At 48.2% G+C, this 22,384-nt stretch carries 21 protein-coding genes; 17 read left to right on the plus strand and 4 right to left on the minus strand.

Annotated features, from left to right (window positions below; translation table 11 throughout):
- Positions 1-2 precede the first annotated feature (2 nt).
- A complete protein-coding gene (locus BIZ37_RS02900; protein WP_107297189.1) occupies positions 3-1,427 on the minus strand; it encodes an APC family permease in 1,425 nt (474 codons plus the stop codon).
- A gap of 277 nt (positions 1,428-1,704) precedes the next feature.
- Between BIZ37_RS02900 and arcC the strand changes: the two genes are divergently transcribed.
- The 4 genes from arcC (at position 1,705) to BIZ37_RS02920 (ending at position 5,305) form a co-directional block, all read left to right on the plus strand.
- Entirely contained in the window at positions 1,705-2,625 is a 921-nt protein-coding gene (gene arcC / locus BIZ37_RS02905) for a carbamate kinase (RefSeq protein ID WP_107297188.1), read from the plus strand.
- Between the two features lie 8 nt (positions 2,626-2,633).
- Entirely contained in the window at positions 2,634-3,248 is a 615-nt protein-coding gene (locus BIZ37_RS02910) for a TetR/AcrR family transcriptional regulator (RefSeq protein ID WP_107297187.1), read from the plus strand.
- Positions 3,249-3,547: 299 nt separating this feature from the next.
- On the plus strand, positions 3,548-4,594 hold the full coding sequence (ptcA, locus tag BIZ37_RS02915; protein ID WP_187460223.1) for a putrescine carbamoyltransferase: 1,047 nt from the start codon (positions 3,548-3,550) through the stop codon (positions 4,592-4,594).
- Between the two features lie 153 nt (positions 4,595-4,747).
- Positions 4,748-5,305: an NAD/FAD-utilizing enzyme gene (locus BIZ37_RS02920; protein ID WP_187460224.1), complete on the plus strand. Its 558-nt coding sequence runs from the start codon at positions 4,748-4,750 to the stop codon at positions 5,303-5,305.
- Between the two features lie 6 nt (positions 5,306-5,311).
- Here the strand turns inward: BIZ37_RS02920 and BIZ37_RS02925 are convergent, their stop codons facing one another.
- Positions 5,312-6,169 (minus strand): AraC family transcriptional regulator, encoded by an 858-nt coding sequence (locus BIZ37_RS02925; protein WP_187460225.1) that lies wholly within the window; start codon positions 6,167-6,169, stop codon positions 5,312-5,314.
- A 184-nt stretch (positions 6,170-6,353) separates the two neighbouring features.
- Here BIZ37_RS02925 and BIZ37_RS02930 point away from each other — a divergent pair, with 184 nt between their 5' ends.
- The 8 genes from BIZ37_RS02930 to eno all read left to right on the plus strand — a co-directional run bounded on the left by BIZ37_RS02930 (position 6,354) and on the right by eno (position 16,418).
- Positions 6,354-7,871, plus strand: coding sequence for an L-fucose/L-arabinose isomerase family protein (locus BIZ37_RS02930; protein WP_187460226.1), 1,518 nt, complete (start codon positions 6,354-6,356; stop codon positions 7,869-7,871).
- A gap of 2 nt (positions 7,872-7,873) precedes the next feature.
- Positions 7,874-8,815, plus strand: coding sequence for a carbohydrate kinase family protein (locus BIZ37_RS02935; RefSeq protein WP_187460227.1), 942 nt, complete (start codon positions 7,874-7,876; stop codon positions 8,813-8,815).
- Positions 8,799-9,632 (plus strand): class II fructose-bisphosphate aldolase, encoded by an 834-nt coding sequence (locus BIZ37_RS02940; RefSeq protein ID WP_187460228.1) that lies wholly within the window; start codon positions 8,799-8,801, stop codon positions 9,630-9,632. The genes BIZ37_RS02935 and BIZ37_RS02940 overlap by 17 nt, the downstream gene beginning before the upstream one ends.
- A 134-nt stretch (positions 9,633-9,766) precedes the next feature.
- Positions 9,767-11,362, plus strand: a complete 1,596-nt coding sequence (locus BIZ37_RS02945) for a solute:sodium symporter family transporter (RefSeq protein WP_187460229.1) — start codon at positions 9,767-9,769, stop codon at positions 11,360-11,362.
- A 59-nt stretch (positions 11,363-11,421) separates the two neighbouring features.
- On the plus strand, positions 11,422-12,615 hold the full coding sequence (locus tag BIZ37_RS02950) for a hypothetical protein (RefSeq protein ID WP_187460230.1): 1,194 nt from the start codon (positions 11,422-11,424) through the stop codon (positions 12,613-12,615).
- Between the two features lie 52 nt (positions 12,616-12,667).
- Complete coding sequence (locus BIZ37_RS02955; RefSeq protein ID WP_187460231.1) at positions 12,668-14,146, plus strand: aldehyde dehydrogenase; 1,479 nt, start codon at positions 12,668-12,670, stop codon at positions 14,144-14,146.
- Positions 14,147-14,155: 9 nt separating this feature from the next.
- Entirely contained in the window at positions 14,156-15,136 is a 981-nt protein-coding gene (locus BIZ37_RS02960) for a phosphotransferase family protein (RefSeq protein ID WP_187460232.1), read from the plus strand.
- Positions 15,117-16,418: a phosphopyruvate hydratase gene (gene eno / locus BIZ37_RS02965; RefSeq protein WP_187460233.1), complete on the plus strand. Its 1,302-nt coding sequence runs from the start codon at positions 15,117-15,119 to the stop codon at positions 16,416-16,418. The genes BIZ37_RS02960 and eno overlap by 20 nt, the downstream gene beginning before the upstream one ends.
- A gap of 76 nt (positions 16,419-16,494) precedes the next feature.
- On the opposite strand, the gene BIZ37_RS02970 is transcribed toward eno, so the two are convergent.
- A complete protein-coding gene (locus tag BIZ37_RS02970) occupies positions 16,495-16,797 on the minus strand; it encodes a DUF1330 domain-containing protein (protein ID WP_187460234.1) in 303 nt (100 codons plus the stop codon).
- A 45-nt stretch (positions 16,798-16,842) separates the two neighbouring features.
- Positions 16,843-17,196, minus strand: coding sequence for a putative quinol monooxygenase (locus BIZ37_RS02975; protein WP_222939564.1), 354 nt, complete (start codon positions 17,194-17,196; stop codon positions 16,843-16,845).
- 417 nt (positions 17,197-17,613) lie between these two features.
- Between BIZ37_RS02975 and BIZ37_RS02980 the strand changes: the two genes are divergently transcribed.
- From BIZ37_RS02980 to BIZ37_RS03000, 5 genes are read left to right on the plus strand one after another with little or no spacing between them, the layout of a single operon-like run.
- A complete protein-coding gene (locus BIZ37_RS02980; RefSeq protein WP_107297173.1) occupies positions 17,614-18,609 on the plus strand; it encodes a substrate-binding domain-containing protein in 996 nt (331 codons plus the stop codon).
- 29 nt (positions 18,610-18,638) lie between these two features.
- Positions 18,639-19,646 (plus strand): ABC transporter substrate-binding protein, encoded by a 1,008-nt coding sequence (locus BIZ37_RS02985; RefSeq protein WP_237156882.1) that lies wholly within the window; start codon positions 18,639-18,641, stop codon positions 19,644-19,646.
- Between the two features lie 35 nt (positions 19,647-19,681).
- Positions 19,682-20,494: an ABC transporter permease gene (locus BIZ37_RS02990; protein WP_107297172.1), complete on the plus strand. Its 813-nt coding sequence runs from the start codon at positions 19,682-19,684 to the stop codon at positions 20,492-20,494.
- 3 nt (positions 20,495-20,497) lie between these two features.
- Positions 20,498-21,280, plus strand: coding sequence for an ABC transporter permease (locus tag BIZ37_RS02995; protein ID WP_187460235.1), 783 nt, complete (start codon positions 20,498-20,500; stop codon positions 21,278-21,280).
- Positions 21,281-21,307: 27 nt separating this feature from the next.
- Entirely contained in the window at positions 21,308-22,384 is a 1,077-nt protein-coding gene (locus tag BIZ37_RS03000) for an ABC transporter ATP-binding protein (RefSeq protein WP_187460236.1), read from the plus strand.

Genomic DNA, 22,384 nt, shown 5'->3' on the forward strand with positions numbered 1-22,384 from the left:
TATTAATGGCTATGAGAAGGGTGTTGGTTAGGCTGCTCTGTGTGTTCTGCATTTTTCTTGGCAACCGCGAGTTTCAATAGGTATTCACCGATACCCACTGTCAGAATGACCCCGATAAGTACCGGTGCACTGTATGTCCAGTTGACGGTCATATCGATAAGTTCCGGGAAGATAAACAGGATCACTGCCTGGGCAATTACTACGAAGCAGATGATGCTCAGTACCCACTGCACGCCTAGGCCGCCAGGAACACGGAAAGGACGCTCTGTCTCTGGGTCACTGATACGCAGCTTCAGGTATGACGGGAACATAAACAGGTAAGGTAGAAGGAAAATACAGCTGGAGAAGGCAAACACAGACCAGAACAAATCGTCACTGGTTTGGGCAAAGAGGGCGTAGGCCAGAATCACCACAGTTGATAGGATACCGGTAATGTTGTTGGCACCGACCGGGGTATCGTGTTTTTCTGACATTTTAGCGACCGCTTCAGGTAGCTCGCCTTCGTTAGCGGCTTCGGCTGCTGCTCGGCTAGCCCCCATCGTCCATGTCACCATGTTGCCGATAAAGGTAAGCAGTGCCATGGTACCGATTAAGTAAACCATCATGGTGCCAAATGCGCCGGTTCCGAACAGTTTGCGTAACGTGTCGACAATACCCGCAACCAAACCGATATCCTGTACCGGCAGTGCCATCAAGATGCCAACCGTGCCAAAGACATACAGGAATGCTGTGATAGCGGCGGCAAGGAAGATAGACTTTGGCATGTCCCGGACGTCTTTCATCTCTTTGGTCATGGTCGCGACCAGTTCAAACCCCATTAGGTTGAACACCAAGGCTGGAAGGAAAGCCACACCGGTATCTAGGCTTGGCATCATGGCGGAAATGGTAAATTCATTGGCAACACCATGCTTGGCAGCGTAGAAGAAACCACCAAAACCCAATACCGCGATGACAGTGACTTTAAGGATTGCCCCGATGTTGGTTACCCATACGCCGACATCAACGGAAACATTGCAGATCCAGATGGTGAGCCAAGTAAGGGCAATACATATGGCGATTTGCCACATCAATGAAAGGCCAGGGAAGAACAGTTCGGCGAACATGCCGGCAAACATGATATAGACCGCAGGCATCCACAGGCCGACGTTAATCCAGTAGAACCAGGTTGTCCGGACAGCCCATTTGTAGCCGAACGCTTTCTTGACCCAGTCATAAATTCCACCGTCGCCAGGGTAGGTGGTGCCCAGTTCAGAAGTGATTAATCCGTAAGGGATAACAAAAACAATGAGGGTAACCAGCCACCACCCGATAGCACTGACGCCAATGGATGCAGAGGCCGTCAAGGTATCAACGACAATAACAGCACATAGGCTAAAGAGGGCGAGACTGCCTACTCCCATCTTTCCGCCTGAGGTTTGTGTTTCCATAATTATATCTCCGTGATTGTTACACGTTATTTATGCTTGATGTCCAATTCTTTAATTTACGGAAATAATCTTATGCCTACCGCGGGCAGATATTCGTTATTAGAATCACTTATCGGATATCGTTAATATATGACTGCCAAAGGCGTGACTCTTACCATAAATAAAGCGGCTGAATGTGACTAGGATGAGAAAATTGATTCTGGTCAAATAATGCTAATTATTATTAGCGATAAATTGAATGGTAGGTTCTCAATGATAAATAAGACAGGTTGGTAGTATGGCACAGGATAAACCAATTATTGTGGTCGCTGTTGGTGGTAATGCACTATTACAACGTGGCGAATTAATGAGTTACGAAAATCAGGCTAATAATATTGATATCGCATCTAAGGCGTTGGCAGAATTAAGCGAAAATTACCGTGTGGTTGTGGTACATGGAAATGGCCCCCAGGTTGGCTTGCTTGCTCTACAAAATTTAGCTTATACCGATGCACCACCTTATCCACTTGATGTCTTGGGCGCAGAAACCCAAGGGATGATCGGATATATGATGGCTAGGAGCCTGAAGAAATATATGAAAACGGGGCATGTCAGCACGGTCGTGACACAAATAGCGGTTGACCAAGCCGATCCTGCTTTTAATGCGCCAAATAAATTTATTGGGCCGGTTTACGACAAAGAAACGGCACAAGCCAAGTCGGCACAATATGGCTGGAATATAAAACCGGATGGCGATTACTGGCGTCGGGTTGTTCCTTCACCATTCCCGCAGGGAATTATTGAAATTGATAGTATACGCACATTACTCGATGCTGGTCATACAGTAATATGTTGCGGTGGTGGCGGCTGCCCGGTGGTTGAGAAAGAGGGTGAAATGACCGGGGTTGAGGCTGTGATAGACAAGGATTTTTCAGCGGCGACATTGGCCAAGCAGTTGAATGCACAGCACCTGCTTATCCTCACCGACGGTGATTATGTCTGTGTCGATTGGGGTAAGCCAACAGAGCAGCCACTCTATGATGTAACGGTTGAGCAACTGGGGCAATACACCTTTGCTGCAGGCTCTATGGCGCCGAAGGTTGAAGCCTGCTGTGACTTTGCGGCCTATACAAAAGGTGCGGGGATCGGGCATATAGGCTCGCTTCATAAAGCGGCAGAGATCATGGCAAACCGTTCTGGAACACATATACACGGATAGGTAACTCAATGCGAAAAGAGTCGACAGAGAAGAGACTTGAGAGGATCCATTCAGCGGCAATTCGTTTGGCATCACAGCGGGAGGTGAGCGCAATATCTATCTATGATGTTGCCAAGGAGGCTGCGATTGCTGCCTCAACGGTCTATCATCATTACCCGAATATTGAAGCCTTGATTTGCGAGTTAATGAACTCGGTATTTGATGACTTTGAGCAAGTATTAGATGATGCTGTGGTGGCAGAAAAAGTCCACCATTGGTCTGACATTAATCGGATGATTGAGCAGAGTTTCGTTGACTATTACCGTCTGGCGCCATTGGCGCAGCACACGTTATTAGGGCAACATACTTACTCCTCCGTCCGCCAGGCCGATGCACAAAATGATTTGGTTCTGGGCAAGAAGGTAGAGGATATTTACCGGCAGTATTTTACCCTGCCTGAGTTGCCAAGTGATGTTAATATTTTTGCCATCGCGTTGCAGGTGGCCGATAAAGTCTACTCGATGAATTATCGGGAAAATGGCGATATTGCCCCCGAAATGGCGAGGGAAGCGATAGTGATCACCGAAGCCTATTTGGGAACATATTTGCCTAAGCAACTTCCGAGGGCTGTTACTCTCAACTAATTATTTCTATCGATGATTTCACCGTAGCTTTTTATTTATAAGCCTGCTGTTGCCATTGCAATAGCAGGCTTTTTGTTGCCTGAATATATTATTAGAAATGAATATCGAAAAATGGCTGCTGTTTGTTTTAATCAGTGTGACTTGCGTCAATGTGATTATTCAAGTGGATATAACAATACCGATTAGTGATTCTAATTTTAGAATTAATTGTTCTTTTTCCGGATACTGATTTCAACCAAGCAATACACCAAACGTGATTGCTCGATGAATAAATTAACTCTGGTAAAAAGGATACGAAAATGAGACTTCCATCTTCTAGTGCAACCGAACTAAATAAACCAAACCTGCGCCATTTTCTGAAGACTCAGGATTTTACCAAGCAAGAACTTGAAGAAATTTTAGAGTTGATGGCGATGCTAAAGCAGGCTCGCCGAGACAATGCGGTTCCACAGCTATTCAAAGGCAAGTCGGTAGCGATGATTTTCGAACAGCCCTCTACCCGTACCCGAGTGTCTTTCGAAACTGCCGCGACTATTTTAGGGGGGCATGCACTGTTCTTGTCACCGAAGGATATCCATCTTGGTGCCAAAGAGTCGCTTGAAGATACCGGTCGCGTTCTGTCACGCATGGTTGATGTGATTATGGCTCGTGTAGATGAGCATGACACAGTGGCAGGCCTTGCGAAAAACGCCAGTGTACCTGTTATCAACGGTTTGTGTGATTGGCTGCACCCAACCCAGATCATGGCTGATTTGTTCACCATGAAAGAACACCTACCTGAAGGTAAAGCGTTGAGCGATTTGACCGTTGCTTTCGTAGGTGATGCAACGAACGTAGCGTCCTCACTGATGTTTGCCTGTACCAAGTTTGGCATGACCTTCAAGCATATCTGCCCAGAGCGCTTCAAAGCGCCACAGAAGTGGGTCGATATTGCGCTGGGTAATTGTGAAACGTCAGGTGGTAAACTGGTTATCACCGATAATACCGACGAAGTGGCGGGTTGCGATATCATCGTTGCAGATAGTTTCTACTGGTTTGGCCAAGAGGAAGAGAAAGAGATCCGCTTATCGACCTTTATCCCTGAATATGTGGTGACAGAAGAGATGATGGCGAAAGCGGGAACAAATGCCATGTTCATGCACTGTCTGCCAGCTAATGATCAGCGTGAATGTACCCGTGGTGTAATGGAAGCGGATAATTCGTTGATTTTCGATGAGGCAGAGAACCGCCTAACCGCACAAATGGCGCTGTTGGTGTACTTCACCCATAAGGACATGACCATTCCGACCCCAGAGGTTGAAGCGGCCCACAAAGAGAAAATTGACCGTTTCCTCTCTGCATTATAATTACCTTCTATAAATGTGAAACAGCCCGATGCTTGCGTCGGGCTGTTTACGTTTGATGGGCAATGGGGCATAGCTGTTAAACCCCTCACGAATGTGAAAGATGGTTTAAAATTTAATGATAAACCCGTCAAATCGAAATGTCAGGAGGCCCTTATGCTTAGGGTTTTTTACATTAGCGATGACTTAGACGACCTAGAGCTGGTGGAATACGAGTTGGAACTCAGTGGGCTTGGCCCGTCGCAAATCCACGTGCTCACCGACAATGATGCCGAGGTTGCCAGCCATCAACATCTCCATCCGGTGAAATCCTTTATGCGCAATGACGTTATCCACTCCACCGAAATAGGTGCTGTGATTGGCGTAGTTGTCGCTGCACTTGTTTTGTTCTTTGCTTATGCCACTGGCGTGGTGGATACGGTAGGTTGGCTGCCCTTTGTCATGCTGGCAATCATTATGATGGGCTTTATCACTTGGGAAGGGGGCCTGTTTGGATTCCAGGAGCTTCATTACCAGTTCCGTCGCTTCAAGCAGGTGCTGCAATCTGGTCGCCATGTATTGATGGTAGACGTTGAACCCGAACAAGAGATCATGCTGGCCAACGTCACCTTGGCCCATGACAAACTCAAACCCGCAGGAACCGGCAAAGCACCACCACGTTGGTTGGTCTCGCTGCACAACCGCTGGGACCGGATGATGCATACCCTGCCATAGTTAACCCTAGCTATCGGTGAATACTGACGTCATTTTCCGGTACATACCCGGTGATACGCCTTTTAACTGCTTGAAGTTTCGGTTGAAGCTGGAGACGGTGGGAAACCCCACCGTAAAGCCGATATCTGCAATGCCTTGTTTGCCCTCAAGCAGCAGGGTAGAGGCGGCTTCAACCCTGACATTGTTGATATAGTTCATTGGTGAATTGCCTGTTTGGCTCTTGAAGGCCCGGCAGAAGGCATTCTTGTTCATGCTGGTTCTAAGGGCGATGTCTTCGAGGTTGATATCGCGGTGGTAGTTTTCATTGATCCACTCAATCGAGGCATGGATCTTGGTTGTGGCAAGAACCTCGACTTCCGAGTTGGGTTGGGCAGAGATAAATTCAAGTTGGGTACTTTTATCTACTTCGGCGAGCAACTGGAGAAACTTGATAATGGAATTGACGCCCGAGGATTCAATTAATGATTTCATTTGCTGGAACAACTGCTTTGGCGCTTTTCTTATGACCAAACCATGTTTGGAATGGCTGATCATACGTGCTATCCGTGTAAGTTCGGGGGTATTGGTAAACAGTGAGCCAAAACAGCATGGGTTGAATTGCAGGATATAAGAGTCAAGCGGGCTGTGTTTTTGTTCTGCTTCGCAATGAAAACGGTGGGGAATGTCTGAGCCAATAAAAAAGATATCGCCGGTCTCAAAGTAGCTTGCGGTATTGCCGACAAGGACGTGACCGTGACCTTTGGTGATGAAGACCAACTCCGTTTCATGATGGAAATGATAGGGGTGCTCAAACTCCTTGGACTGAAATTCATAAGCAGTAAATGAGCGATCCATACGATCAACGTTTTCAGCGGTAGCCTTCAAACTCCCTCCCAACCAATCCATTGCTTGTTGTCTGAATTGTAAATGGTGCGTTTTTTGAACGGTAGTGATCCATTTCACGGTTCTTCCGATTGCTAATTTTTGGCTATTTTCGGCAAATTTTTGCGCAGATTCTCCTGGTCTCCAGCCCTATGATGATAATCAAAGCGGATGTTGGAGATGCACCATGGAAAACAAAGATATCACTCTGGATGGCGTTGCAGCTGATTTTATCTCAACCCTGATTCCTCAACAAAAAGCCCGTAGCCGGTCTCGGATCGCGTTTGTTTCGGTTGCGATTGAAATTCACTTCAATTGGCAACTGGCCAAGGAAACCACCTTGCAGGTTTCGGAGTTGGTGCGCGAGATGCTGCCACAAGATCACTATGATCTTATTGTTGCCGATGAGCCATTTCAGGATCATAACCAGCTCAAAGCATTTTTAGACGATGCGGCACATCAAGGGTTGGATGGGGTGATTGTGTGTCACTCAGCGTATACCACCGGTGAGGTGGCATCACAGCTAGGTACATGGCTTGCCAAACATCAGACCCCTATATTCAGCCTGGCGATGCCAGAACCAATGGGGAATGGCCTCAATCTCCAAGCAAACCGCTTATGTTCGCAAAACTTTGTACTGGGTATCCTCAATTCATTGGGAGTGAAATACCAGTGGCAGTTCTGCTCTCCGGAAGACCCTCGGGTTAAGGAGGAGATACAGGCTTTCACGCGTGTTTGCCGGGTGCTGGGATACCTACGCGGCAAGAAAGCACTGATTGCTGGTGCGAGTCGGGTACCGGGTTTCTATGATTGCGAGATCAATGAAATTGCCATTTTGAAGAAACTGGAGCTGGGTTTTGACCGAGTCAACCTGGTCGATATCACGGCGCGTATGGCAGAGTTTCGCAGCGAAGATGTTGCCGAAATCAAACGGCAGATCCTCTCTGACGTTAGCTGTAAGTTCAATAACGTTCCTGACAATCAAATCGAGGACACAATCCGCTTGTCACTGGCCCTAATGGTGGTTGCTCGCGAAGGCGACTACGTTGCGGTGAGTTTCAAAAACTGGCCAGAGTTGTTTGATCACTTCCAGATCGCTGGCGATGGTGCGATGGCACTGATGAACGACCAAGGCATAGTGGTGGCCGATGAGGCCGATACCGGGGCCATGATTACTATGCTGCTGTTTAAAGAGTTAATGTCTGATGGAGCGGGGCCGGGCACTATCCCAATGCTTTCCGATATCTCTTACCTATCGGGAGATGGAGAGCGGTTGGGGGTCTGGCACAACGGTTCGGCAGCAACTTGCTTGAGAAATCTAGCGACCGGCTATGAATGCCGCAAGCACGGTATTTTGGAAAACTACGACGAAGATACGGCCTGGGGGTTGTTGTTTGAGTTCCTGGTCAAGCCGGGTCCCGTCACTATCGCCAAATACCAAGCGCCTTCTATTGATACTGTACTGGCTTTCGAAGGTGAAATTGTCCCTTCTGATATGAAATTCCGTGGCACATACGGTGAGGTGATCCCTTCCGGTTACACGGCGGCGCAAATAGTCGGCACTATTATGGACCAAGGCTTGGATCACCATTGGATTGTCGGTCGTGGGCACTTCTTGAGGGATCTCCAAGTACTCAATTACTGGATCGGGGCGGAATCGATAGACGTTGCTAACGCTGGGGAGAGCTGCGGCTTTGGAGGCTAACGATGAAAAGTATTGCGTGCTTAGGGATGGCGGTCGCAGATGTCATTGTGGGGCCATTAGATGGATTTAGTTTTTCAACGGATGTCACTCTGGTAGACAACGTACAGGTCAAGCCGGGAGGTGACGCGGCAAATGTTGCGCTCAACTTGGCTGCAACGCGTACTCCGGTCAGCCTGCATTCTATGCTGGGTGACGACATGTTTGGCCGTTATCTGCAGGAGGTTTATCAGGCCAAGGGGATTGAAAGTGCCGTCAAGGTTTCCAAGCGGCACCAAACCGCAACGGCGGTTGCTTTGGTCAAACAGGACGGCGAACGGGTGTTTATCTATAACGGTGGTGCCATTGACGAAATGACCATGGCCGATATTGATATTGGTAACTTACTGGGCCACGACATGTTGCATGTCAGCGGGTTCTATCTACTCCCTGCCTTGGAAAACAGCGGCTTGAATGAGCTGTTTTATACCGCGAAACAGCAAGGAAAAATAACCTCATTGGATGTCGGCTGGAATGCTGATGAGCAATGGTTAACTAAAATAGCGCCGGTTTTGCCATCACTGACTTACTTCTTGCCGACGCTTAACGAAGCGCTGCAGATTACTGGCTATCAGACAATAGAGGAATGCGCGGCCTTCTTTATCGAGCGGGGTGTTGAAAATGTGGTGATCAAAGCCGGTGCCAAAGGTGCTTATGTCAATGACGGCAAATCGGCTTACTGGGTAAAAGGAGAGCGAGTTGCAAAAGTCGTTGATACCACAGGGGCCGGAGATGGTTTTGTCAGTGGCTTTCTAGCGGCCATCTCGAGGGGGTACCAACTTGAACAGGCTGTAGAGGTTGCCAACCACGCGGGGGCGAGGGTCGTACAGCAATACGGTTCGAGCGGCGCGATTAAAAGTTTCGAGCAAATTGATATCACAAGGAAAGTTTATGAAGACGCTATCTGAGTTGCTGGCACAATATCATCAAACCGGCGATTGCCTGATCGGTTTTAACTTCAATGATGTGTGGGACGTTCAAGCGATTTGCCAGGCAGCACAAGAGAGAAACCAACCGGTTATGTTGATGGCTTACACCAAGGTAGTGGAGGTGTTGGGGCTTGATCTTATCCAAGCGATTGTCGATAGGATGAAAGCACGATACTCAGTGCCGATCTACCTCCACCTTGACCATTGTGATGATGTTGAAATGTGCATGCAGGCGGTCGATGTCGGTTTTGATTCGGTGATGATTGATGGTTCGGCCTTGTCATTGGAAGAGAACATCGAGAGGACAATCAAGGTTGTAAACTATGCCCATGCCAGAGGGGCCGTTGTTGAAGCGGAAATAGGAAAAATTCGTGGCCGGGGAATGACCGATGACGATTACCTTGCAAGCGTAGCGGACGTAAAGCGTCTGGCAGAAGAAACCGGTGTCGATATGATTGCGGTGGGTATTGGTACAGCCCACGGCCACTATCAAGGGAAGCCAGAGATTAACTTTGAACGTTTGCAGCAAATCCATCAGTCTGTCAGTACCCCATTGGTGCTGCATGGTGGTACTGGGATCCCCGAAGAGGATATACGCCACTCCATGACTTTGGGAATCACCAAAATTAATGTAGGGACGGCAATCCACACTGCATATATGCAAAACCTAGGTAAGCAAATAACAAAAGACGGCATCGATGCTTATCCACCAACCACTATTAGCGAAATATTGCCGCAAGTTAAAAATGAAGTCGTTAAATATTTTGAAATGGTAAATCCATCACAAGTTGTTTAACTGCTAAGAGATAAATGCAAATTAATTAAAACTCAAAATAAATATAATAAGTGTCGCTAAGGAAGGATGCGGTCCAAGCTAAATAGTGCCTTTAAAACTATTTAGCTTCCAATAACGTGATAAAAGGACGAATTATGATTATTCCAATCTCATTTGCCTTGGTAACGGGAGCCGTGGCTTTAGGGTCTTGGTACAAGGTCAGAAGAAAAGAGAAACAACAAGAATCAGCAAACTCTTATTTCCTTGCAGGACGAGGGTTAACCGGGGTGTTAATTGCTTCATCCCTGATGCTGACAAACCTGTCTACTGAACAATTGGTCGGTTTGAACGCCCAGGGTTATACCGCAAATATGACACCAATGGCGTGGGAAGTGTGTGCGGCATTGACCCTGGTTGTCGTGGCACTCTATTTGTTGCCGAAATACTTGAGTGGCGGGGTGACAACCATTCCCGAATTTATTGAACAGCGATTTGGCAAAAGTACCATGTATTTTTGTACTTTCCTGTTTTTATTCGGGTATGTGCTGAATTTGCTTCCGCCAATATTGTATACCGGCTCGGTCGCATTGGGCGGTATATTTGATATCTCCGGTATATTTGATGTCTCATACTGGGGTGGAATATGGATTATGGTCGTCTCGATTGGCCTTGTCGGGGCAGCCTATGCCGTATTCGGGGGGCTAAAAGCGATAGCCTATTCTGATACCTTCAATGGTATTGGCTTGTTGGTCGGCGGCGTCGTGCTTATCCCTTTGTTTGGCCTGTCTGCGTTAGGTGATGGCAGTGTCGTTGCCGGGTTCCAGCATTTGATGACGGAACATCCGGAAAAACTCAATGCGATTGGTGGCAAGGACGATCCTGTTCCGTTTTCTACATTCTTTACCGGGATGCTGATCCTCAACCTTTTCTACTGGGGAACGAATCAGTCGATTATCCAGCGTGCGCTGGGTGCACAAAACCTCGCAGAGGGACAAAAAGGGGTGCTTTGGGCGGGAATGCTAAAACTGCTTGGGCCTTTCTTCCTATTGATCCCGGGGATCATCGCATACGCTATGTTTGGGCCGGATTTGCCAAACGGTGAAGTCGCTTATCCTATGCTGGTCCGTGAAGTACTGCCAACACCTATGGTTGGGTTCTTTGCTGCCGTGTTATTTGGTGCAATCCTCAGCTCCTTCAACAGTGTGCTGCATAGTACCTCTACATTGTTTACCCTCAATGTATATAAGCCATTGATTAACCCTAAAGCTGATGATCGTGACTTAGTCAGGGTGGGTAAGCGTTTCGGTGCGGTAATTGGGCTATTTGCCATCTTTGTTGCTCCTTTCATTTTCTATGCACCCGAAGGTTTCTTCCAATATTTCCAGACCATCAATAGCTTTTATATGGCGCCGATGTTCACCATTATTGTGGTGGGTTTGGTAACCCGTAAGGTGCCAGCCATGGCAGCAAATATTGGCATCGTGGTATTTATGTTGGCTTATGCACTGACCAGCTTTGTCTTCCAGCCGGATATTCACTTCCTTCACTTAACAGGCATCTTGTTTGTTGCAGTGGCGGCCTTGATGATATTGATTGGTTATTTCTTCCCACAAGAAAAAGCGGCTGAAACCCAGAAAACCAGTGTGGTTGAATTAACACCATGGAAACATGCCAAGCGTTTTTCTTTGGTGATATGCGTTGGCGTTGTAGCGTTATATATCATTTTCTCACCGATTGGGATCGCGCAATAAGCGAATGTTCCTCTGGATTGCTGGGGCTGAAATACGCCCCTGCAAAATAGGAGATAAATATGTATATAGAAGTTGGCCAATATTTAGGTCAGGACGGCGTTTGGCTTAAAAATGATGAGACGCGGTTATTTATCCAGGCTTTCGGTGGGATGACTCCGGAGTTCTCACGGAAAATGCGCAGCCAAACTCGAGACTATTGGCTTAATGCCCATTGGATGCCGCATTTTAAAGCACCATTTTCCGGCAGGATGGATAACGACGATCCCGAGCAACGGGCTTATTGGCAAGTTGAACTGCTACGCCAGGCTGCCGGAACTTTTCCTTGTGCTCCGGCTTTTGGCCCAGGTACTGACAACATACCTACCCACGGTGACACAGCAAACAATGTTTGGTCTTTAGCGTCAGCAAGATTGGTGGACTCGGGCGGTGAGAGCTATGCCAAAGCTGTTTGGCATCTGGCCGGGGAGTTTGAGCTATTAAAGTACCAAAAAACAGATTACCTGCGCCAAGGTGATAGTAGCCATTATATGGTGATGACGGTTGAAAATAATCATGACGATGCAGTACCGATAAATATGGCCTGGCATACGACCTTGGGGTCACCTTTTGTCGAGCGGGGATGTTGGTTGCTCGATAACTGCCAGCAATATCAGGTATGTCCGCAAGGGACGGAATTCGATACAACGGCAAGCCTCGAACTTGGCGCACGTTTCGAGTCATTGAGTGATATCCCAACCCGCACCGGGGGTAAAAGTGACTTGTCCCTGATGCCAGGTTACAACGGCCATGCAGATTTTATTAGCGGCGTATCAAGTAGCCGGCAATTACTTTGGAGTGCCTGTTATAACCCTTATTACAACCTAGTGTATGTCAGTGTGATCCCCCTCGCTCAATTAGAGGATCAGGTATCGCCTTCTTTTATGAACTATTGGATCCATAGCGGTGGCCGGGAAATGATGCCTTGGGCGGATTATGATGGAGGTTGCGATCGTAATTATGCTTTGGGACTTGAGTGTGCCATTGGAGGCTCTTGCAAAGGCTATGAATGGAGCAGGGAAAATCCACAGCTTCTCAATAAACCGACGTATTTCGAATTAGCCGGAAATAGCACCGCCTCTTTTGTTTGTATCAATTCTTTTTTCTCCCCTGAAGGTTACGGCAGGCCAATAACCGGGGAGTCGCAATTAACCGAAATGATAGAGCAACATATCCGTTCACTGGATATTTCTTTTGACGGCCTGCAAGCCAGGTAATGACTTTTTCATGAATTAAAAACAAATAATAAATAGCACAGGAGTGTTAAATATGACCATCCAAACGCTAGACCCTAAAACCCTTGAATTTCTTGAACCTGCAACACTGCCATTTTATGTCAATGGCCAGTGGAGTCAGTCAGAGCAGACCCTGACGGTAGAAAACCCTGCAACAGGTACTAGAGTAGCCGATGTTTGTCTTGCCGATGCAAAAGCAACGGATCAAGCCGTATTGGCCGCTGATGAAGCGTTCCCTGTGTGGCGTAAGGCTGAGGTAGCGTTTCGCAGTGAAAAGCTTCGCAAGCTTGCCCAATTAATTGAAAGGGACAGCCAGGTATTGGCTGATTTGGAATGTATTGATGTCGGTAAGCCGGTGGCTGCTGCAATAGGGTTCGATGTGCCCTTTGCCGCTCAGTGCTTTGAGTATTTTGCCCAGGTAGCCCTGGACGCCGAGTACGAAGTGGATTTGGGACTGTCGGTTACAGATAGCAAAACGATCAAACGCCCTTATGGCGTGGCAGGTTTCATTTTCCCGTGGAACTTCCCACTCACCTTATGTGCTTGGGGGATTGCCCCAGCCTTGGCAGCAGGCAACACAGTGGTGATAAAGCCGGCTTCTGAAACACCGCTTTCGACCTTGTATCTCGCTAAATTGGTTGAAGAGGCCGGTTTCCCAGCCGGTACAGTCAATGTCATTCCCGGCAAAGGCAGCGTTGTAGGCGAAGCATTGACTAGCCATCCTAAGGTCAAACTGATGTCCTTTACCGGTTCTACCGAGGTTGGCCGCCATATCGGTGAAGTGTGCGGGCGTAACCTTGTTCCGGCTAAATTGGAGCTAGGTGGCAAGGGGGCTGCCGTTATTTGCCAAGACGCGGATATTGACCAAGCGGTCGAAGGGCTGTGCGGTGCTATTTCGTTGAATGCCGGTCAGGTGTGCTGTACCGCTTCTCGCTGGTATATCCACGAGTCTATCTATGATGAGTTTGTCGCCAAGGCCAAAGCAACCCTCGAAGCGGTGGTGGTGGATAATGGCCTCAAAGCTAGCAGCCAGATGGGGCCGATGTGTACCCACCGCCAGATGGCCAAGGTACTGGAGTGCATTGCTGAAGCGCAGGCAAATGGCGCTGAGGTGGTAACGGGCGGTCAACGTTTGATGTCAGGTGAGTTGGATAAAGGCTATTTCATCCAACCGACGCTGTTGGCTGGCAATGATGATAACCCTTGGGCGCAGGAAGAAATCTTTGGTCCTGTGGCCTTCCTACTGAAATTTAGCGATGAAGAGGAAGTCGTCGAGAGAGCTAACCGTAACCCTTATGGCCTGTCGAATAGTGTATGGACACAAGACAGCGACAAAGCACAGTGGATTGCCGCAGAATTGGTTGCGGGTAATAGCTGGATCAATGCCCATAACGTGTTTGAGTACGGTTTGCATTACGGAGCCTGCAACCAGAGTGGTTGTGGTGGTGGGGTAAACAGCAAGGCAACTTTCGAAGGTTACCTGCGTCATCAATCAGTTGCGGCCATCCGCTAAGGTGAAGGCATGGTTCTTGATATCCTGAAAAAACACCAGGTGGTATCACAAGAACATGCCACGGCAACCCCACTGACCGGTGGGGTTAGCTGTGAGATTTATCTTGTCGAAGACCCGAAAAACAAGCTGGTGGCTAAAAGGGCACTGGAGAAACTGAAAGTTGAAAAAGACTGGTTTGCCGATACCAGCAGGAATTTATTCGAACAGCGTTACCTGAAGTATGTGGGTAACCAGTTTCCCCAATATGTGCCAAAGATTTTGCATTCATTTGAGGAGGAAAGGCTATTTACCATGGAGTTTTTCCCTGAACGATTCAAAGATTGGAAGAAGGATTTAATGCGGGGCCAAACGTCGATGGTGGTCTCGCAGAAAATTGGCGATATTCTGGGGGCCATTCATAAAGTCAGTTGGCATGAACCCATTGCAGAGGGACTGTTTAAGTCTGATGAGAATTTTCACCAACTTCGGCTAGAGCCATATTTCGAGTCTATGGTGAGTATTCATCCGCAATTAGCGGGGCAAATTACGGCGTTGTGCAGCCGGGTGGCAGCGACTAAGCACTGCTTGGTACACGGGGACTTCAGCCCGAAAAATATTCTGGTGTCCGGGGAAGAAATCAAAATCGTGGATTGTGAGGTAGCCTGGTATGGCGATCCTTCCTTTGACGTAGCCTTCCTGCTCCATCATTTGCTGCTCAAATACTGCCATTTCAACAATGCGGCTTATCTCGATCTGGCCGTTGCGTTTTATACCCGATACCGCAGAGCCATAGGTGAAGAGAGGTTCCTTGTTGTTGGCGAGGATAACATCGTTGAGCTGACCTTGATGATGATGCTGGCCCGTATCGATGGAAAATCTCCGGTGGAGTATTTATCGGCACAAGAGAAAAGCCATATCCGAGAGCGTGTTATCCGGCTGCTGGGCAAGAATATAACCAAACTGGATCTGTTGATGGAAGGAGTGCAGCATAATGAAAATAAAGTCTGTTGATGCGTATCAGATATTTGATTCCCGCGGGCAGCCAACGGTTGAGGCGGTAGTGGAACTTGAAAACGGCATAAAGGGAGTGGGCATGGTGCCGTCAGGGGCATCAACAGGGCAATTCGAGGCATTGGAACTGCGTGATGGCGACGTGCATAGCTACCTCGGTAAGTCTGTTTTCAATGCCGTTGCCAATGTGCAAAAAGAGATAGGTCCTGTTCTGCAGGGGGTGAGTGTTGATTCACAGGCGGTGATCGACAAGATCATGTGCGATCTCGACGGTACGGCAAACAAGTCCCGTCTTGGGGCCAATGCTATTTTGTCTGTCTCGTTGGCTGTCGCCGATGCGAGGGCAAAGCTATGTCAGAAGCCGATATTCCAGTCACTCACACCAGATGGTGAAGGTAAGTTGCTACCGTTGCCTGAGATTCAGTTGGTAGGGGGCGGTGCCCATGCCCAATGGCGCACGGATATCCAGGATTTCCTACTAATCGTCAATGGCGCTAAAAGTTACCAGGAAACACTGGAAGTGACCTACAACATCTACCGGACGGCAGAGAATTTACTCAAGAGCAGGGGGTTACTGGCTGGTGCTGCCGATGAAGGGGGTTTTTGGCCCACCTTTAATAGCCATGATGAGATTTTTCAGTTTGTCGTGGAGGCGATTGAGAAAGCCGGATATCTAGCCGGTGAGGAAGTATCGATTTCGCTCGATATAGCTGCCAGCGACCTCTATTCCGAGGGCAAATACCATTTACCGCTCGATGGCAAAAGCTATACGCCTGAAAAGTTCTTGGCGCTGATGCTCGATTGGTGTGAAAAATATCCGGTATTGTCGATTGAAGACCCGTTTGCAGATACCGACTTCGAAATGTGGCAGCGCTTCACCGCACTGGTGGGGGATCGTATCCAGGTCATTGGGGATGATTTGTTTACCACCAATATCGATAGGATCAAGCAAGGTATTGAACAGAAACTGGCAAATAGCGTGCTGATCAAATTAAACCAGATCGGAACGGTTTCGGAGACCCTAGCAGCCATTGAACTGACGCAACAAGCCGGTTGGCTACCGGTTGTCTCGGCCAGATCGGGAGAAACCGAGGATGCTTTCATTAGTCATCTTGCAGTGGCAACCAATGCCGGTCAGCTCAAGGTAGGATCATTTACCCGAAGCGAGCGGATGGTCAAGTGGAATGAAGTGATCCGTATCGAAAGGGAACTGGGTAAGGAAGCCAAATTTATAGGGGGAGAGATTTATCACAGCCTGCAGCAATTGGTCGAAACGGCATAAGACATAGTTTTTATCTGAGAGAAAGTCTTTATCTGACAGCAAAGAGCCGCCATTTCGAAATGGTGGCTCTTTGGGTTTATGCCAAGTCGTCTTTGCCTTCAATCAGGAAGTGGTGGCTGACTGACCCTTCGGTGCGGGCTTTGAGGTGCGGTACATAACCGGGATCGCTCATGAAATCCAAGCAGGCCTGTTTTGATGGCCACTCAATGATAATTCGAAGGGCTGCATCTTCCCCTTCGCCTTCCAAACGCTGGTGGCTGTCGGTACGGGCGAGGTATTTACCGCCGTATTGCGCCACTAATTTATTGGCAGGGCCGATGTAATCAGCAACCCAGTCTTGGTTGGTCGGGGTAACAGCTAGAACAGAGTAGTAAGACATGGTGTATCTCCGTAGGGTAATAGTATTTGTTAAAAGAAGTTTGTCTTAGCGGGCAAATCCGCCAAATGGCTTAAGCCAAAGAGGAGCTAAAGCTGCATGGCGAGAGCGCAAATCATCGGGTAAATCACCTAAGTGAACCATGCGTGTTGGCTCGGCGGCGGCGACCCAACGCTCTGCATAATTGTCCCAATTGCTAACGTGGATATGGGCCGATTCAACGTCTTGGAAGCGTTCGTATACCATGACATCGCCGTCATCAGAGATGTAGTACTGGTAGTTCAAGGTGCCAGCTTCCTTCTGTGTCTCTGCAACGATTTCTTTCATGATTGCTTCGAATTCATTGCGTTTGCCGTCTTTCAGTTTTGCTTCAACAATCCAACCAATATTCTCAAACATCATTGACTCCGGTATTACGTTTACTTGCTACTTTGCTGGGAACGAGGACTAGGCGTATTGCCTTGCCCGTTGCTTGGTTTGAATAGTAGTCGTGATGTTCGCTATTGATAATAGCTGTCAGTGAGGAATGACTTTATAGAATTGATTGATAATGAGTTGGTGGAAACCATTATTGCTTATTTATGCTCTAACTATTGCTCTGAAAATATTTGTGAGGAATGTCATGTTTTTTGGCTAATTGGATAAATTATGAAACAGGTGAGGAATCAGAGTGAAACGAATGCATTTCATGGCTAAAGTTGCGGTTAAAATTCATTAAATAAGGAGTAAAAGTTGGTATTTAGCGTTATTTAAACTTTTTCTTGTCACGAAATCGTCATTTCTACACCCTAATCTGCCCTCCATTCCTTGGGAGGGGACATGAATATTAAAGATGTAGCCGCGTTGGCGGGAGTTTCTCCGGCCACAGTGTCGCGGTATTTGAATAATACCGGCACGATTTGCCAGCAGACCCGTGAGCGTATTGGCAAGGTGGTTGAAGCAACGGGGTATAACCCAAAGCAAAAAGCCAAGCGGATAGAAATGAACCACAACCCAACGATTGGTGTGTTGATCCCAAGTTTATTGAATCCGGTGTTTTCAGAGATTGTCGCCGCGATACAAGAACGGGCCCGGTATTTTGGTTATTCCACCATTATTGTGGATACCCAATATGACAAAGGCCGGGAGCAACAGGCGGTGGTGGATCTTATCCGCCAGCGTGTAGGCGGAGTGATCCTGACCGTGGCAAATACCGAGCAAAATGAAGCGTTGGCTTTGCTGAAAGACTTCAATTTTCCCATTTGCCTGCTTTACAACAAATCTGCAGCTCAAGAGCCAGCAGTGTTTGTTGATAACTTCAAGGCAGGTTGGCAGGTGGCGGATAAGTTGATTGGGCTTGGCCACTATCGGTTTGGCGTGGCTGCGGGACACTTCAGTGCCTCCGACCGGGCAAGGCAGCGCTATGAGGGTTTCAAGCAGCGTATTGAACAAGACGACAGGGCTGAACTGGCTCTGCTGCTTCAGGTCGACCCGACTGAAATGGCGCCCTACAGCCAGCATAAAGAAGTCATCAAGGCAGCCATGGCGACAGCTTGGTTCTGCAGTAATGATTTGTTGGCGCTGAAGATGATTAATCACTTTCATCAGGCGGGAATGAAAGTACCCGATGAAGTATCGGTTGTGGGGTTTGATGGTATGTCTCTCGGACAAATCGTCCACCCCCCTTTGGCAACTGTGCGGGTGCCCCATAAAACAATGGGCAGCTGCGCGGTAGACCTTTTATTTAATTCAAAACATAACACAGAACTTTCTCTCCAGCGCGAACTGGATTTTCAGCTGAGCCTGGAAGGTACTGTGTCGGCAATAGATGCGTAGCACCAACTTATTCATTGGATTGGGATGAAATGATGAAATGTAAACACCTTTCAAAAGTGGCATTGTTGACTTTCGGTTTTGCCACCACAGCCGTTCAGGCAGCGGATGCTATTTGTTATAACTGTCCGCCGGAGTGGGCGAACTGGGGCGGGCAGCTTGTTGAAATCAAGAAGGAGCTCGATATCAGTGTTCCTATGGATAACAAAAACTCCGGCCAGGCGCTGTCTCAGTTAGTGGCGGAAAAGAATAGCCCGGTTGCCGATGTGGTTTATTACGGCGTATCTTTCGGGATCAATGCCGCCGAACAAGGCGTGGTTGAACCTTACCAACCGGCCAACTGGGATCAAATCCCTGAAGGCCTGAAAGATCCTGAAGGCAAATGGTTTGCAATCCACTCCGGCACAATGGGTTTCTTCGTCAACGCCGATGCCCTTGATGGGGCCGATGTCCCGCAGTCTTGGAATGACCTGCTCAAGCCGGAATATCGCGGTATGGTGGGATACCTAGACCCAACCAGTGCTTTTGTCGGTTATGCCAGTGCGGTTGCGGTCAACGAAGCGATGGGGGGCGATTTGGATAACTTTACCCCAGCGATTGAATACTTCCAGCAGTTGAAGAAAAACCGTCCTATGGTTCCGCGCCAGACGGCTTATGCCCGAGTCATTTCCGGTGAGATCCCAATTTTGCTTGATTATGATTTCAATGCTTACCGGGCAAAATATAACGATATGGCCAATATTGAGTTTGTGATCCCAGCGGAGGGTTCTATCGTGGTGCCTTATGTCATGAGCGCTGTGAAGAACTCACCGAACCAGGAAAATGGCCGAAAAGTGTTGGATTATGTGTTGTCTGAAAAAGGTCAGCAGCATTGGGCCGAGGCATATCTGCGTCCCGTTATTGCCGGCACCATGAGTGAAGAGACGCAATCCAAGTTCTTGCCAGATACAGATTATGAGCGCGCGGTGACTGTCGACTTCGGCAAAATGGCTGAAGCACAAAATCATTTCGCAGAGCGTTACCTTAACGAAGTTAACTAATTAACGGGGTGGGGGTAACCCCACCCTCTATTGGCATGAATAAAAAAATACATCATGGTTTGCTAATTATTCCAGCACTGATAATTAGCCTTGCTTTTTTCTTGTTGCCGGTGGCAAAACTATTTTGGCTCTCATTTGAGAGCGACGGTGGAATGAGTTACTGGTATATATTGACCCGCCCAGCGTATTACTCGAGTTTGCTTTCCACTATCGTTTTATCGGTATTGGTAACCTTAGCCAGTTTGGTCATTTCAACCGTTATTGGCTTATTCCTGACCAAGAATGACTTTAAAGGCAAGTCATTGCTGGTCGCGATGTTGAGCTTCCCATTGGCCTTTCCGGGCGTGGTTATTGGCTTTTTCGTCATCATGTTGGCAGGCCGCCAGGGGTTGATTGCCCAAGTTAGCCTAGCTCTGACCGGTGAGCGCTGGATGTTTGCCTACACAATGGCTGGTCTGTTCCTCGGATATTTGTATTTCTCCATTCCTCGGGTCGTGCTGACGGTAATGGGTGCGGCGGAGAAGTTGGATCACAGCTTGCTCGAAGCAGGGAGATCCCTCGGGGCCAACCGCTGGCAAATCTTAAGGGATATTACCCTGCCAGCACTGACTCCAGGTTTGGTTTCATCGGGTTCGGTATGTTTTGCTACCTCGATGGGGGCATTTGGTACCGCTTTTACATTGGCCACCAACATCAATGTGTTACCGATGACGATTTATACCGAATTTACACTCAATGCCAATTTTGCCATGGCTGCGGCACTTAGCTTGGTGCTAGGCGGTATTACCTGGGTTTGCTTGGCTGTTGCGCGCATCAAGGGTGCAGCATCTGTCAGTATGGGAGGTTAAGTGATGAAAAAAGACAAGTTCTTCTATGCCCAGTTGCTGTTTACGATTTTGACATGTGCTTTTTTGATTGTGCCGGTTCTGATGTCGGTGACCGCTGGCTTGACCAATAATTACTTTGTCGGGGTGAAAAGTGGGTTGACCCTGAAATGGGTAGAGCAGGTATGGACGCTGTATTCGGATACGATTTGGTTAACGCTACAAATCGCGTTGGCGACCACCTTGATCAATATGTTGGTTGGGGTGCCCTGTGCCTATTACCTTGCCAGTAAACGTTCTAAGTTCAGCGCTGTATTTGAAGAGTGCCTGACACTACCAATTGCCATCCCGGGTATGGCGATTTCGCTGGGTATTATTTCTGTTTACGGTGGATTCAGTGATTTCCGGAGCAGTTGGCTATTTATCCTGGTCGGTCACGTTATCTTCACCTTGCCATTTATGGTGAAGTCAGTATTGGCTGTGCTAAATAGTATCAACTTCAAAGCGTTGGAAGAAGGCGCGGCAAGTTTGGGGGCGACATTCTGGCAGCGGTTCTTCCATGTGATAGTACCGAACTGCAAAACGGGTATTATCAGCGGTATTTTGATGACCCTGACCCTGTCGGTCGGCGAATTCAACCTGACGTGGATGCTGCATACCCCGCTGACCAAAACCTTGCCGGTTGGCCTGGCTGATTCTTACGCTTCGATGCGGCTTGAAGTGAGTTCAGCTTACACCTTGATCTTCTTGTGCTTGATTATGCCTTTGCTTGTGGCAGCGCAGATGTTTAACAAGAAAGCAGCGAAATAGCAGCGACTTTCAGTGAGATAGTTAAAAATGAGTTTAAAAAGTTCTAGCGTTGCCATTACGCTAAAAAATGTTCAAAAGACGTTTGACGACGGTACCCTAGCGTTAAAACCATTGGATTTGGACATTGATGCTGGGGAGATCCTGGTGCTGCTTGGCCCGTCGGGTTGCGGCAAGACAACCACGCTTCGATTGATTGCCGGCCTCGAGTTTGCCGATGAAGGCAGCCAGATCATGTTTGGCAATCAGGATGTCACCAAACTGCCGATTGAGTCTCGCCGGGTTGGTATGGTTTTCCAGTCTTACGCCTTGTTCCCCAATATGAATGTCACCGAAAACATTGAGTACGGCCTGCGAGTGCGTGGTGAGAGTAAAGAGGTTCGCCAGCCCAAAGTGGCGGAAATGCTCGAAATGTTTGACCTGACGTCTTATGCCAACCGCGGTATTGACCAGCTATCGGGCGGTCAGCGTCAACGTGTTGCCTTGGCTCGGGCGATTATTACCCAGCCTCATGTCCTATTGTTGGATGAACCGCTTTCGGCTTTGGATGCCCAGCTGAAGAAGCGCCTGCGCACCGATATCAATGCGTTGCTAAAACGCCTTGGCATTACCGCTATTTACGTAACACACGATCAGGAAGAAGCCATGGTAATGGGCGATCGTATCGCTGTTCTGGAACATGGTGAAATAGCCCAAATAGGCAGTGCCGAAGACATTTACCTCGCGCCGAAAAGCAAATTTGTCGCAGACTTTATTGGCCAGATGAATTACCTGATTGGTGTCCGTTCTGGCGATGCCCTTGACTTGGGTGAAGGTGCGGTCATGCCTCTTTCGTCGGATCTCCTGCATGGGGTCGAAACCGGTAAGGCGGTAACGGCAATGGTCCGCCCTGAAGATATCGAAATCTTCCCTGCCGGTCAGCAGGGGGTGCCGGGTAAGGTGATATCCAGTGTATTCCTAGGTGACAGAACCCGAGTTATGGCGGAAGTGGGTGAGGAGCAGGAACCCGTCTGCGTCGATTGCTTCGCAAGGGAGGAGTACATTGACCAGCAAGAGATTGTGTTGATGTTCAATCCACAACGTGTTGTCTTGTTGAAGGGGCAATAA

The organism is Photobacterium sp. BZF1 (genome assembly GCF_014349205.1).
Taxonomy (GTDB): Bacteria; Pseudomonadota; Gammaproteobacteria; order Enterobacterales; family Vibrionaceae; genus Photobacterium.